This window comes from Streptomyces sp. NPDC050528, assembly GCF_044457795.1.
Lineage (GTDB): Bacteria > Actinomycetota > Actinomycetes > Streptomycetales > Streptomycetaceae > Streptomyces.
Genome location: NZ_JBITHH010000022.1, coordinates 20,499 through 34,187 on the forward strand (window position 1 = coordinate 20,499; position 13,689 = coordinate 34,187).

The window sequence follows — 13,689 nt, forward strand, 5'->3', positions numbered from 1 at the left end:
TTCGACCTCCGTCGTTCCTCGGCCGGCAGCCGAGGAGCGCCGTGATTCAGCGTGGGGCAGCCGGCTGGGCCGAACAAGGCGGAACGGGCGTTTCCCGTTTCCTCATCCGGAGCGAAGCCGACGTGAACCGCCGTGTCGAGTAAGCGGTTTCGGCCAGCTCCGGTCGCAAGTCGGCCGCTGCCGGGGCCTGTTCGGGCGGGTCAGCGGCGGATACGGCGAACCGACACCAGAAGTGCCGCCGCCGTGATGCCCGCGACGACCGCCGTCGACTCCGCGTAGGCGTGGGTGTCGCCGGTGACGGCTGACTGGAAGCCGTGCAAGGCCCAGTAGCCCGGGGTCGCGGGGGCCACCGTGGAGACCCAGTGGGGGAGGACGCCGAGGGGGACCAGGCAGCCGCTGAGGCAGGTGATCGTGAGGGCGCCGATGTCGGAGGTGGCGGCCAACTGGCCCTGGGTACGGGCGTGGACGCCGAGTGCCAGGCCGCAGGACGTGACGCAGGCCGCCCAGAGGAGGGACAGCAGCGGGAGGCGCCAGGTGCCGGCGGTGAGCGGGAAGCCGAAGGCCGCGGTCGCGACGAGGAACAGTACGGCCTGTTGGGCCAGGAACAGCGCGATCAGGGGGAGGGCCTTGCCGGTCAGGATCGTCGCGGGGGACGCCGGGCCGGAGCGCAGACGGTCCCAGGTGTGCCAGGTGCGTTCGGAGAGCAGGAGTTGGCCGGCCACGTCCAGGGCCAGCAGGGTGAACATCACCGCGATGCCCGGAGCGGCCTGGACGATGCCCGGTGTGCCGGGGGTCGCCAGGCGGTCGTACACGGGGTGGAGCACGGTCAACAGCACCAGGGACATGACGGTGTAGGCCAGCGGGGTTCCCGGGTCCCGGCCGAGCAGGACGAGGGTGTGGCGGGTCATGACCCAGGTGCGGTGGGCCGGGGCGGATACGGCCGTCGCCGGTTCAGGCCGCATCGTGGGCCTCCGTGGGGAGTCGGCGGGCGGCGAGACTGCGGTAGAGGTCGTCGAGCGACGGTTCGCGGATCGCGGCCGTACGGACCCGGGCGGTGTCCGGGCCCAGGTCCCGGAGCAGTCGGGCCAGTGCCTGGGCCGGGTCCGCGGTGCTGAAACGCAGTTCTCCAGGGGGAGTTGAAGTCTGTGCCAGGTGTTCCGGTACGGCGCCGGCGAACGTCACGGTGACCTCGCCGGGCAGGCCGTCCAGGAGGTCGGCGCGGTTGCCGCGGGCGATCACCCGGCCGGACGCGGCGACCGCGAGGGTGGCGTCCAGGTGCTCCAACTCCGGTAGGTAGTGCGTGGTGTAGCAGATCGCGGCGCCTTCGTCGGCGCGGGTCCTGACGAGCCGTAGCAGCGCTTCGCGGGTGGTGGGGTCGGCGCCGACGGTGGGTTCGTCGAGCAGCAGCACGCGGGGGCGGGGGAGCAGGACCGTGGCTGCCTGGGCGCGGCGCTGCTGGCCGCCGGAGAGTGTCGCGATCGGGCGGTCGAGTACGTCGGTGAGGAGCAACTCCTCTGCTACGACGGCCAGTTCGCTGCGCAGTTCGGATCGGCGCAGGCCGGCGAGGCCGCCGTAGAGGCGCAGGTTCTCGCGGAGGGTGGCGGTCGGGTAGAGGGCGAGTTCCTGGGGGGCCAGGCCGATCAGGCGGTGGGCGGAGCGTGGGGCGGTGGCGAGGTTCACGCCGGCTGCGTGGACCGTGCCCGCGTCGGGGTGCTCCAGGCCGGCGACCACGCGGGCGAAGGTGGTTTTGCCCGCGCCGTTGTGGCCGATCAGGCCGCAGATCTCGCCCGCTTCTATGTGTAGGTCGAAGCCGTCGAGGGCCCGGACGGGGCCCCAGCGTTTGCGCAGGCCGTTGACGGTCAGCATGGTCGCTCCCTCGATATATACAACGTATACGTATACTGTGTATACGTAGCTTCGAGGGAGGATGTCAAGTGACGCCACGGCGGATCAGTCGTGATCAAGTGCTGGATGTGACATGGGAGTTGGCGACCCGGAAGGGGCTGTCGGCGGTCACGATGCGGGCCGTCGCGCAGGAACTCGACGTCAACCCGATGACGCTCTACCGGCACGTCGGCGACAAACAGGGACTCCTCGACGGCCTCGTGGAACGGCTGTTGCTGGAGATCGAGGTGCCCGGGCCCGGAGTCGATTGGCGCGAGCAACTGCGCCTGCTCGCCCACAGCATGCGGGCCACGGCCCGCCGCCACCCCGACCTGTTCCTGCTGCTCTTCCAACGGCCGGCGGTCACGCCGGAGGCCGTCGGGCCTCGGAACGCGGTCTACGGCGCCCTGCGCGCGGCCGGTCTTCAGGAGGAGCGGATTCCGCGGGCCGAGCGGCTGTTGTCGACGTTCATGCTCGGGTTCGCCGCCTCGGAGGCCGGGGGGCGGTTCCGCGGCGGTGACCCGGACGAGGACATGGCGTTCGCGGAGGACCTCATCGGCAGGCTCTTGGCCGAGGGCTAGAAGGCCGAGTGCGTACGGCGGCGGTCGGCCGTTGTCAGTGGCGTTTGGTAAGAATGCAAGGGTGAGCAGCGCGGACGGGGAACGGGACGGTGGGGCGGAGGGTGCGCCGCCTGAGCAGCTTGCGCTGATTCGGGAGAGTGTGCGGCAGGCGAAGGGGCCGAAGGCCAAGCCGCGGACGTGGCGGGGGGCCGCGTTGGCCGGGGAGTTGCCGGTCGCGCGGGTGTTGGTCGACAAAGGCGTGCTGCATCTTGATCGGTATTTCGACTATGCGGTGCCCGAGGAGCTCGACGCCGATGCGCAGCCCGGGGTGCGGGTGCGGGTCAGGTTCGGGGCCGGGCGGCATCGGGTGCGGGACGGGCGGCGTGAGGGTGGGGGGCTGATCGACGGGTTTCTTGTGGAGCGGCTGGCTGAGTCCGACTACTCCGGGCCGCTTGCCGCGTTGGCGCAGGTCGTGTCGCCGGAGCCGGTGCTGAGTGCGGAGCTTCTGGGGCTGGCTCGGGCCGTTGCCGATCGGTATGCCGGGAGTCTGGCCGATGTGTTGCAGCTGGCCGTGCCGCCGCGTAGTGCTCGGGCCGAGCAGAAGGCGTCGCCTGCGCCCTTGCCGCCGCCTGAGGTGCCCGCGGTGGGGTCCTGGGGGCGGTACGAGCGGGGGGCCGGTTTCCTGGAGGCGCTCGCTTCGGGGGGTGCGCCTCGGGCTGTGTGGAACGCGTTGCCTGGGCCCGAGTGGAGCGAGGAGATCGCTCGGGCCGTTGCCGCGACGCTTGCCTCGGGGCGGGGGGCGCTTGTCGTCGTACCGGACGGGCGGGCTGCGGGGCGGGTCGATGCCGCGTTGACGGCGCTGTTGGGGGAGGGGCGGCATGCGGTGCTCACCGCCGATGCCGGGCCCGAGAAGCGGTATCGGCAGTGGCTGGCCGTGCGGCGGGGGGCCGTGCGTGCGGTGGTCGGGACGCGGGCCGCGATGTTCGCGCCGGTTCAGGATCTGGGGCTTGTCGTGATCTGGGACGACGGGGACGGGAGTCACAGCGAGCCGCACGCTCCGCAGCCGCATGCGCGGGAGGTGTTGCTGTTGCGGGCCGCGTTGGACAAGTGCGGGTTCCTGTTGGGGAGTTGGAGTTGCACGGTGGAGGCCGCGCAGCTGGTGGAGAGTGGGTGGGCTCGGCCGTTGGTCGCGTCGCGGGACCAGGTGCGGGTGGCCGCGCCGCTCGTACGGACCGTGGGGGACGGGGACTTGGCGCGGGACGAGGCCGCTCGGGCCGCGCGGTTGCCGACGCTGGCCTGGCAGGCGGTGCGGGAGGGGTTGAAGCACGGGCCTGTGCTGGTGCAGGTGCCTCGGCGGGGGTATGTGCCGCGGATGGCTTGCGCCCAGTGTCGGGCCGCCGCGCGGTGTCGGCATTGTGCGGGGCCGTTGGAGGCGCAGGATGCGGGGGTGCTGCGCTGCGGGTGGTGCGGGGCCGAGGAGAACTCCTGGCACTGTCCCGAGTGCGGGGGGTTCCGGTTGCGGGCCCAGGTTGTGGGGGCGCGGCGGACCGCGGAGGAGTTGGGGCGGGCGTTTCCGGCTGTGCCGGTGCGGACGTCCGGGCGGGAGCAGGTGTTGGACACCGTGCCGGGGACGCCTGCGTTGGTGGTGAGTACGCCGGGGGCCGAGCCGGTTGCCGACGGGGGGTATGCGGCGGCGTTGTTGTTGGACGGGTGGGCGATGCTGGGGCGGCCTGATCTGCGGGCCGGGGAGGATGCGTTGCGGCGGTGGATCGCGGCGAGTTCGTTGGTGCGGCCGCAGGGGGGTGGGGGGACTGTGGTTGTGGTTGCGGAACCTACGTTGCGGCCTGTGCAGGCGTTGGTGCGGTGGGACCCCGTCGGGCATGCGGTGCGGGAGCTTGCGGAGCGGGGGGAGTTGGGGTTTCCGCCGGTTTCTCGGATGGCTGCGGTGGCGGGGGTCGCGGGGGCTGTTGCCGAGTTTCTTGCCGCTGTTGAACTGCCGCCGGATGCTGAGGTGTTGGGGCCTGTGCCGGTGCCGGTCCCTGTGGCGGGGGGGCCTCGGCGGGTGGGGGGGCCGCCTGTGGGGGAGCAGTGGGAGCGGGCGTTGATTCGGGTGCGGCCTGGGAGTGGGGGGGCGTTGGCTGCGGCGCTGAAGGCTGCGCAGGCTGCTCGGATGGCTCGGGGTGGGGGGGATGTGGTGCGGGTGCGGGTGCGTGTGGATCCGCCGGATATCGGGTGAGCCTCGGCCTTCGGCCTCGGATTTGTCTCCCACCCGCGCACCACCCGTTCACCGTTCGTTGAGAGGTGGGCCTTTGCCGTGGGGGTTCTCGCCGTTGGCGGCTGGGCGTTCGCCGTTTGTTGGGGGGCCTTGGCCTCGCCGGGTAGAGGTGCGGGGGCTCTGCATGCGGCTGCCTCCCGGGTTTTGGCCGGGAGGCAGGCTTGGTTCGTTGGTGGGTCAGCCGTTGCGGGGGCCGGGGAACGCCGTTGGCCTGGCCTCGTCGCGGAGGGTGGGGCTGCCCGCTGTGGGCTGGGTCGGCATGGAGCGGGCCGCGGGGACCGTGGGGAGGGCCGGCATTGTGGGGAGGCCGGTGTTCACGCCCACCGGGCGCTCGGTCGTCGTCGTGCGCTCGGCGTCGGCCGCGGCCTGGGTCGCGGCGCGGCGGGCGCCGTAGCGGCGGTGGACCGCCTGCTTGGTGACACCCAGGGCGGAGCCGACCGCGTCCCACGAGAAGCCGAGTGAGCGGTCGAAGTCCACGGCGGCCGTGACCAGGGTCTCGACACTGTCCCGCAGCTCCTGCGCGAGACGGACCGTCGGGGCGGGAGCGCGTCCGTAGACGACGAAGCCCGTGGACGGGCCGGAGCGGCGCGGGCGGTAGACGTTGCCCAGCTGGGCGGTGAGCGTGCGCAGTGCGTCCACCTGCCGGCGGACCCGCTCGATGTCCCGCACCAGCAAGTGCAGGCTGGCCCGAGCCTGGGCGTCGTGGGTTGCGTGGTCGGCCATGAACAAGCCTCTCGAACCGGCGTTGAAAAGGATCGGGCCGCGCGAATGCGGCCCAAGGAGGTCAACTCTTTCTTGACCAACGCCTGTGCGCTCCGCTGGTCACGCGAAGGGGGCGTAGGGGCATATGCGTACGCCCCCGCCGAAACGGTGTGCGCTGCGGGCGCCGGGGAGTTGGGGGAGTTGTCGGTGAGTTGACGGAGGGGAGTTGACGGGTGTGAGCCGCCGGGCGCTCATGCCGGGGCGCGCCATAGACTGGTGCGCTGCCCGCCCACCTCCGCCCGAGAGGCCCGAACCCTCCCATGAAGCTCGTCTTCGCCGGTACCCCCGAGGTCGCCGTTCCCGCCCTGGACGCCCTGATCGCCTCCGGGCGGCACGAGGTGGCCGCCGTCGTCACGCGGCCCGACGCGCCGGCCGGGCGTGGGCGCCGGCTGGTGGCGAGTCCCGTCGCCGAGCGGGCCGAGGAGGCGGGCATCGAGGTGCTGAAGCCCGTCAAGCCGCGCGACCCCGAGTTCCTGGAGCGGCTGCGCGAGATCGCGCCCGACTGCTGTCCCGTCGTCGCCTACGGCGCCCTGCTGCCCCGCGTCGCCCTCGACATCCCGGCCCACGGTTGGGTCAACCTGCACTTCTCGCTGCTGCCCGCATGGCGCGGCGCCGCCCCCGTGCAGCACTCCATCATGTCCGGCGACGAGATCACCGGCGCCTCCACCTTCCTCATCGAGGAAGGCCTCGACTCCGGTCCCGTCTACGGCACGGTCACCGAGGAGATCCGCCCCACCGACACCAGCGGCGATCTGCTCACCCGGCTCGCGTTCGCCGGCGCGGGGCTGCTCGCCGCGACCATGGACGGCATCGAGGACGGCACCCTGAAGGCCGTACCGCAGCCGAACGAGGGCATCACCCTCGCCCCGAAGATCAACGTCGAGGACGCGCAGGTGGATTGGGCGGCTCCGGCGCTGAGGGTGGACCGGGTGGTGCGTGGGTGCACGCCCGCGCCCGGCGCCTGGACCGTGTTCCGGGGCGAGCGGCTCAAGCTCATTCAGGCGGTGCCCGTGACGGAACGGACCGACCTCGCGCCCGGTGCGTTGGCCGTCGGCAAGAACAATGTGTACGTGGGCACCGGTTCGTACGCCGTCGAGCTGCTGTGGGTGCAGGCACAGGGCAAGAAGCCGATGCGGGCGGCGGACTGGGCGCGGGGGGCGCGGATCGGGGCGGGGGAGAGCGTCGGGGCGCTCGGGACTTCCTAGACTCCGGCACTCCGGCACCCTGAGACGTCTGGCACCCCGGGTCCCTGGGGCTCCGGGCATCCCGGGACTTCGGGCATCCCGGGCCCCTGAGGCTTCGGGCACCCCAGGGCACCCGGCATGCCGGGACCCGCAGCATCCCCGGGACTTCGGGCACCCAGGCATCCGGGTCACCCCGGCATCCCGAGCACCCCGAGCACCCGGGACCTCGGGCACCCGGGCACCCAGCACACCGAGACCTCGGGCATCCGGCACCTCGGCACCCCGGGCACCCGGCACCCCAGGACCCGCAGCATCCCCGGCACCTCCAAGTCCCCAGGACCCCCGGCATCCCCGTGCGCCTGACATCCCGCGCACGGTCACCGCGCTGCGACGTACGCTGGGTGCACATCTCAGCCAGAAATCCGGAGCACCTTTTTCGTGAGTGAGCAGTCCCCGCGACCCCGTAAGCCCGGCAAGCCCTACCGTCGGCCGCAGAAGGACCCCGTCCGTTTCCTCGCCTTCGAGGCGTTGCGGGCCGTGGACGAGCGGGACGCGTACGCCAACCTCGTCCTGCCGCCGCTGTTGCGGAAGGCGCGGGAGAAGGGCGACTTCGACGCCCGGGACGCGGCGCTCGCGACCGAGCTGGTGTACGGAACGCTGCGCAAGCAGGGGACCTACGACGCGATCATCGCCTCGTGCGTCGACCGGCCGCTCCGCGAGGTCGACCCGCCGGTGCTGGACGTACTGAGCCTCGGCGTGCACCAGTTGCTCGGAACGCGGATCCCGACGCACGCCGCCGTGTCCGCCTCCGTCGAACTCGCCCGGGTCGCCCTCGGCGACGGACGGGCCAAGTTCGTCAACGCCGTGCTGCGGAAGGTCGCGCAGGACGACCTCGACACCTGGATCGAGCGGGTCGCGCCGCCCTACGACGACGATCCCGAGGACAACCTGGCCATCGTGCACTCGCACCCACGCTGGGTCGTTTCCGCGCTCTGGGACTCCCTCGGCGGCGGACGCGCCGGCATCGAGGACCTGCTGGAGGCCGACAACGAACGGCCCGAGGTGACCCTGGTCGCCCGTCCCGGCCGCTCCACCACCGAGGAACTGCTCCGCGAGGAGGCCGCGGTGCCCGGGCGCTGGTCGCCGTATGCCGTGCGGCTCAGTGAGGGTGGCGAGCCCGGGGCCGTGGAAGCGGTGAAGGAGGGGCGTGCGGGGGTCCAGGACGAGGGCAGTCAGCTGGTCGCCCTCGCGTTGGCCAACGCGCCCCTCGACGGGCCGGACGAGAAGTGGCTCGACGGGTGCGCCGGTCCCGGAGGCAAGGCCGCGCTGCTCGCCGCCGTGGCCGCCGAGCGCGGGGCGATGCTCCTCGCCTCCGAGAAGGCGCCGCACCGGGCGGGACTCGTGGCGAAGTCCCTTGCCGGGAATCCGGGGCCGTACCAGGTCATCGCCGCTGACGGGACCCGGCCGCCGTGGCGGCCCGGCAGCTTCGACCGCGTTCTGATGGACGTGCCGTGTACGGGGCTCGGCGCGCTGCGTCGGCGCCCCGAGGCCCGCTGGCGGCGCCGTCCGGAGGACCTCGAAGGATTCGCGCCCCTGCAACGGGATCTGCTCCGCACCGCGCTCGAATCCGTACGTGTCGGCGGTGTCGTCGGCTACGCGACCTGCTCACCGCACCTCGCCGAGACCCGGGCCGTCGTCGACGACATCCTCAAGCAGTACCCGCACACCGAACTGATCGACGCCCGCCCGCTCCTGCCGGACGTTCCGGCACTCGGTGAGGGGCCCGACGTACAGCTGTGGCCACATCTGCACGGGACCGACGCGATGTACCTGGCGCTGATCCGCCGGACTGGGTGACCTGCCGGCCGCACGGGGGTCCGGGTCTGGGAGGGCTGGTCGGTCGTCGTAGGTGACGACGTTCTACGGGGGGCGTCGGCTGAGCGGTGGCGCGGTGCGCTGCGGGCGGGTTGTCGAACGTCGGGGTGGGCGTAATGCCATGCCATGCCGGTGGCGTGGTGGCGCGGCATGCCGACCGCCCTCAGCTGTCCGGCCCCCCAACCGCCAACCCCCAACTGCCGCCCCCAACCACCGTCGTCCGCCTAGCCGTTCTCGTAGCGTGGTCGTTCGGGCACCGCTTCCCGGCCCGCCCCGCTCGCGTTCCCGTCGTCACCCCACCCGCCGAAGCCCCTCCCGCGTGAGATCCGCAAGCGTCGGATACCCGTCGACCGCCATGATCAGGTCGGCCTCCGCGAGGAGGGAGCGGAGGACGTGGACGATGCCGTCCGTGCCGCCGAGGGCGAGGCCGTAGGCGTACGGGCGGCCGATGCCTACGGCGGTGGCGCCCAGGGCGATCGCCTTGACGATGTCGGCGCCGCTGCGGACGCCCGAGTCGAACAGGACCGGGAGACCGTCCGCCGCGTCGACCACGGCCGGGAGCGCGTCCAGGGCGGGGAGGCCGCCGTTGGCCTGGCGGCCGCCGTGGTTGGAGCAGTAGATGCCGTCGACGCCTCCGTCCTTCGCGCGGCGTACGTCCTCGGGGTGGCAGATGCCCTTGACGATCAAGGGGAGGCTCGTGAGGGACCGTAGCCAAGGGAGGTCGTCCCAGGTGAGGGGGTTGCCGAAGAGCTGGGTCCAGAGGAGGACCGCGGACTGGGGGTCCTCCTCCGGGGTGCGGGCGAGGCGGGCGCGGAAGACCGGGTCGCTGGTGTAGCTGGCGAGGCAATGGCCGCGCAGCTGGGGGAAGTTGGCGGTGGACAGGTCGCGTGGGCGCCAGCCGGTGACCCAGGTGTCCAGGGTGACCACGATGCCCTTGTAGCCCGCCTCCTCGGCTCGGTGGACGAGGCTTGCGGCGAGGTCCTTGTCGGTGGGCGTGTAGAGCTGGAACAGGCCCGGGGTGTCTCCGAACTCGCCCGCCACCTCCTCCAGCGGGTCCACCGTGAGCGTCGACGCGACCATCGGGACACCGGTCTGCGCGGCGGCCCGTGCCGTCGCCAGGTCGCCGTGGCCGTCCTGGGCGCACAGGCCGATGACGCCGATCGGGGCCATGAATACGGGGGCGGGCAGAAGCATCCCGAACAGGTCGACGGACAGGTCGCGTTCGGCCGCGCCGACGAACATCCGGGGGACCAGGCCCCAGTGGTCGAAGGCGGTGACGTTGGCGCGCTGGGTTCGTTCGTCGCCGGCGCCGCCCGCGACGTACGACCACACGGAGGGCGGCAGCGCGGAACTCGCCCGGTCCTCCAGTTCCGCGAAGGCCATGGGGTAGGACGGCACGATGCCGCCGAGCCCGTTCAGGTAGATCTCGTTCTGGTAGGAGCCGAACGGCTGTCCCGTGCCCATGCCATCTCCCTCTGCGCTGAGGTGCCCTGCCCGCTGCTGAAAGCCGGTGAAGTGCAGGATTCTCGCACCCCGGGTCGGGCGGGGGCGGGCGCGGGGGCCCGTCGGACCGGCAACTCCCGTGGTGGTGGGTGGGGGCGGGGTGATGACTCCGATACCGCCGATGCTCACGGCAGCACGGCGTCCGTGTCGCGGCGGCTTCCGGTCAGCCGTATGTCCGGGCCCAGTAGGCCGCGCACGATGAGGCTCATGGTCTTGTCCCATGCGCGCATCGCGACCGGGGTGACGATCTGTTCCAGGCTGGGGATGCCCAGGAAACCCGCGAAGTCGCCGGTGAGTTGGTCGAAGTACCGCGCGTAGTCCTTTGGGACGTCGGTTCCCGGCTGTTCGGGTGCCGTGGTCAGCCCAGCACCAGCGGGGCGCCCGCGAAGGCCGCGCACATGCCCTCCGCGGCCCGTCTGCGTGACGGCGGGTGGAACTTCAGCGCGGCCGAGCACGCGGCGAGGTACGCGGTGTCGTCGGTGGAGACGTACTCCATGCCGCCCAGCGCCTCCAGGCAGCGCGGCACCACGCGGTCGATGGTGTCCTGCGTCGCGAAACGGCAGACCAGCGCGCGGAGCAGGTCGTCCTGGCCGAGCGGCCGGCCCGCGTCCAGTGCGGCGGCGGCACCCCGGATGCCGCTCATCGCCGACTCCAACTCCACGAGAATCGCGGCCCGTTCGGCCGCGCTGGCCCGTTTCGCCAGCAGCACGCGCTCGGCCAGCGCGCTCGCCATCCCCAGATACGACGCGGCCATCAGCAGCTCGAACCACACGAAGCCCACTGTCTGGACCGGGTCCGACGTACGGTCCTCCCCGAGCCCGGTGCGGACCACCAGATCCGGCGGCACGCGGACGTCCCGCAGCCGGACCTCGTCGCTCTCCGCGCCGGCCAGGACGAAGCTGCCCCAGAACGGGTGCACGGAGACACCGGGTGTCGTGGCGGGGACCACCGCCACCGCGAGCTCCGGACCCTGCCCCTCGTCGAGCGTCACCGACACGCTCAGCAGATCCATCGACGCCGACAGACCGCACGGCTTCTTCGCGCCGTTGAGCACCACGTCGGTGCCGTCCCGGTGCGCCCTGATGGCAGAGTCGAGGACCGACTGTCCCGACCGGCCCTCGGCGACCCCCGAAGCCACCAGCAGCCGTTGATCCGCTACGGCCTCCAGCAGCACCCGCTCACTGCCCTGCGCGACCTCGTACGCCTGGACCAGCCCGGCCACCGACAGGTGGTGCATGGTGGTCGCCACCGCCAGGGACGGGCCGCGCGCCCCGATCGCGCGCTGCAAGGAAACGGCGTCCTCGGCGCCGATGCCGAGGCCTCGGTGGTCCGCCGGCACCAGCAGCGCGGGGCCGCCCGCGGCCTTGAACAGGGGCAGTGCCGGCCCGCTCGGACGCTCCCGTTCCCGCTGCGGCAGTTCGGCGAGCCGCTCGTCCAGGCCGGGCAGGTAGCGGTCCAGCACCGCGCGTTCGGGGTCAAGGAAGTACATCGCCGTCTCCTCCTCGAAGAACACCGGCAGCGCGTTGGTGCCGCCGCACCGCAGCGGGGCGGTCCCCCTCTACCAAGTCACGTCGGCACGAGCATGGACACGCACGAACACCGGGTCACGCCCGGGTCCACTCACCGGAACGGGACTTTCTCGACACGGCCCAGAACGGCGCCCCTGGAAGGGGCGCGGGGCAGTGTCGATGTGCGGGTCCGCCGCGGGGCGCGACCAGCCACGGCGGACCCGCACCCGAAATCGGACCCCACCCACAACGGACCGATGCGGCCAACCCCCGGAGGGCATGGCAGGCTTGGGGCATGGCCGTCCAGATCAACCCCAGCATCCTGTCCGCAGACTTCGCCCGCCTCGCCGATGAAGCGAACGCGGTGCAAGGCGCCGACTGGCTCCACGTCGACGTCATGGACAACCACTTCGTCCCGAATCTCACGCTCGGCGTGCCGGTCGTAGAGTCGCTGGCCCGGGCGACGGACACCCCGCTGGACTGCCATCTGATGATCGAGGACGCCGATCGCTGGGCGCCGCAGTACGTCGAGGCGGGTGCCTCCTCCGTCACCTTCCACGTCGAGGCGGCCGGAGCGCCGGTGCGGCTGGCCCGTGAGATTCGGGCCAAGGGCGCCCGCGCCTCCATGGCGCTGAAGCCCGCGACGCCCATCGAGCCGTACGAGGATCTGCTCCCCGAGCTCGACATGCTGCTGATCATGACCGTGGAGCCGGGCTTCGGTGGCCAGTCGTTCCTCGACATCATGCTGCCGAAGATCCGCCGCACCCGGGAGCTGATCAAGAAGCACGGACTGGAGCTGTGGCTGCAGGTCGACGGGGGAGTTTCGGCCTCGACGATCGAGCGCTGCGCCGACGCCGGCGCGGATGTCTTCGTCGCCGGTTCGGCGGTGTACGGGGCATCCGACCCGGCCGCGGCGGTACGTGCATTGCGCACGCAGGCGGAGGGGGCCACCGGCAAGGCATCCTGGGCGTGCGACCACTGAGCGGCAGGTATGTGAACGGCGGCCATCAAGGCTGATCAAGTGCGCCGGATCTGCAAGGATGAACGGCGAACCCAGAGTGTGAACAGCAGTGAGGAGATCGCCGTGTCGGGTATGTCGGCGGGCCGGTCAGCCATGCGGATGGGACCCGCAGAGCTGGTGCAGGCGGCGGCCATGGCCCGCCGCTTCTACCTCGAGGGCAAGTCCAAGATCCAGATCGCGGAGGAGTTCGGCGTCAGCCGCTTCAAGGTGGCCCGGGTCCTGGAGACCGCTCTCGAACGGGATCTCGTACGCATCGAGATCCGAGTACCGGCCGAACTGGACGCGGAGCGCTCGGACGCGCTGCGTGCCCGGTACGGCCTGAGGCACGCCGTCGTGGTCGAGTCCCCGGCCGAGGTCAGCGAGGAGTCGCCCGATCCCGAGAACCTCGGGGAGGTCGCGGCCGACCTGCTCGGCGAGCTGGTCAACGAGGGCGATGTGCTAGGCCTGGCCTGGGGCCGGTCCACCATCCACATGGCGGCCGCCCTCGACCGGCTGCCCCCCTGCACGGTGGTCCAGCTGACGGGCGTGTACGACGCCGGGACCGCCGAGCGCGGCTCCGTGGAGGCCGTACGGCGGGCCGCGCAGGTGTCGGGCGGCGACGCCCACCCCATCTACGCGCCGATGCTGCTGCCGGACGCGGCCACCGCAGAAGCGTTGCGTCACCAGACGGGGATCGCCCGGGCCTTCGAGTACTTCGACAAGGTCACGGTCGCCTGCGTCTCCATCGGCTCCTGGGAGCCGGGCATCTCGACGGTCTACGACATGCTCAGCGACGAGGAGCGGGCCCACTACTCGTCCCTCGGTGTCGCCGCCGAGACGTCCGCGCACCTCTTCGACGCCGAGGGCCGCCGGGTCGGCCGGGACCTGGGCGAGCGCTGCATCACCGTCAAGGCGGACCAGCTGCGCCGTATCCCCGAGGTCGTCGCGATCGCGGGCGGGCAGCGGAAGGCGGCGGCGATCGACGCCGTGCTGCGGTCCGGGCTGGTCACCAGCCTGGTGACGGACACGGCAGCGGCGGACTATCTCATGACGGCCGGTTCGTCGCCGAAGTCGGCGCTCAGCCGGACGGACCCCGACGGGATCTGACAGCAGGCCATCAGAGGACGGCCGTGGCAGC

The 13,689-nt window shown here is 72.1% G+C and carries 12 protein-coding genes; 6 read left to right on the top strand and 6 right to left on the bottom strand.

Features of this window, described 5'->3' with window-relative positions:
* Nucleotides 1–200 precede the first annotated feature (200 nt).
* Together ACIBK4_RS47920 and ACIBK4_RS47925 are read right to left on the bottom strand one after the other, a co-directional pair.
* A complete protein-coding gene (locus tag ACIBK4_RS47920) occupies nt 201–962 on the bottom strand; it encodes an ABC transporter permease (protein ID WP_399006050.1) in 762 nt (253 codons plus the stop codon).
* Nucleotides 952–1,866 (bottom strand): ABC transporter ATP-binding protein, encoded by a 915-nt coding sequence (locus ACIBK4_RS47925; protein ID WP_399006052.1) that lies wholly within the window; start codon nt 1,864–1,866, stop codon nt 952–954. Before ACIBK4_RS47925 ends, ACIBK4_RS47920 begins: the two co-directional genes overlap by 11 nt.
* Nucleotides 1,867–1,964: 98 nt before the next feature.
* Here ACIBK4_RS47925 and ACIBK4_RS47930 point away from each other — a divergent pair, with 98 nt between their 5' ends.
* On the top strand, nt 1,965–2,465 hold the full coding sequence (locus tag ACIBK4_RS47930) for a TetR/AcrR family transcriptional regulator (RefSeq protein WP_399006054.1): 501 nt from the start codon (nt 1,965–1,967) through the stop codon (nt 2,463–2,465).
* Between the two features lie 61 nt (nt 2,466–2,526).
* Nucleotides 2,527–4,680: a primosomal protein N' gene (locus ACIBK4_RS47935; protein ID WP_399006056.1), complete on the top strand. Its 2,154-nt coding sequence runs from the start codon at nt 2,527–2,529 to the stop codon at nt 4,678–4,680.
* 216 nt (nt 4,681–4,896) lie between these two features.
* Here the strand turns inward: ACIBK4_RS47935 and ACIBK4_RS47940 are convergent, their stop codons facing one another.
* Entirely contained in the window at nt 4,897–5,442 is a 546-nt protein-coding gene (locus ACIBK4_RS47940; RefSeq protein ID WP_366434318.1) for a hypothetical protein, read from the bottom strand.
* A 299-nt stretch (nt 5,443–5,741) separates the two neighbouring features.
* On the opposite strand from ACIBK4_RS47940, the gene fmt reads away from it, so the two are divergent.
* The gene (gene fmt / locus ACIBK4_RS47945; protein WP_399006059.1) at nt 5,742–6,686 is read left to right on the top strand and encodes a methionyl-tRNA formyltransferase; all 945 of its coding nucleotides are present in this window, start codon (nt 5,742–5,744) and stop codon (nt 6,684–6,686) included.
* 417 nt (nt 6,687–7,103) lie between these two features.
* A complete protein-coding gene (locus ACIBK4_RS47950) occupies nt 7,104–8,522 on the top strand; it encodes an RsmB/NOP family class I SAM-dependent RNA methyltransferase (protein WP_399006061.1) in 1,419 nt (472 codons plus the stop codon).
* Nucleotides 8,523–8,831: 309 nt separating this feature from the next.
* Here ACIBK4_RS47950 and ACIBK4_RS47955 read toward each other — a convergent pair whose 3' ends face one another.
* The 3 genes from ACIBK4_RS47955 to ACIBK4_RS47965 all read right to left on the bottom strand — a co-directional run bounded on the left by ACIBK4_RS47955 (nt 8,832) and on the right by ACIBK4_RS47965 (nt 11,532).
* Nucleotides 8,832–10,004 carry a lactate 2-monooxygenase gene (locus ACIBK4_RS47955; protein WP_399006063.1) on the bottom strand — a complete coding sequence of 391 codons (1,173 nt, stop codon included), beginning with the start codon at nt 10,002–10,004 and terminating at the stop codon, nt 8,832–8,834.
* A gap of 164 nt (nt 10,005–10,168) precedes the next feature.
* Nucleotides 10,169–10,441 (bottom strand): hypothetical protein, encoded by a 273-nt coding sequence (locus ACIBK4_RS47960; RefSeq protein ID WP_399006065.1) that lies wholly within the window; start codon nt 10,439–10,441, stop codon nt 10,169–10,171.
* On the bottom strand, nt 10,402–11,532 hold the full coding sequence (locus ACIBK4_RS47965) for an acyl-CoA dehydrogenase (protein ID WP_399006067.1): 1,131 nt from the start codon (nt 11,530–11,532) through the stop codon (nt 10,402–10,404). The genes ACIBK4_RS47960 and ACIBK4_RS47965 overlap by 40 nt, the downstream gene beginning before the upstream one ends.
* Before the next feature lie 314 nt (nt 11,533–11,846).
* Between ACIBK4_RS47965 and rpe the strand changes: the two genes are divergently transcribed.
* A complete protein-coding gene (gene rpe, locus ACIBK4_RS47970; protein ID WP_366434324.1) occupies nt 11,847–12,533 on the top strand; it encodes a ribulose-phosphate 3-epimerase in 687 nt (228 codons plus the stop codon).
* A gap of 78 nt (nt 12,534–12,611) precedes the next feature.
* Nucleotides 12,612–13,658 (top strand): sugar-binding transcriptional regulator, encoded by a 1,047-nt coding sequence (locus ACIBK4_RS47975; RefSeq protein ID WP_399006070.1) that lies wholly within the window; start codon nt 12,612–12,614, stop codon nt 13,656–13,658.
* Nucleotides 13,659–13,689 lie beyond the last annotated feature (31 nt).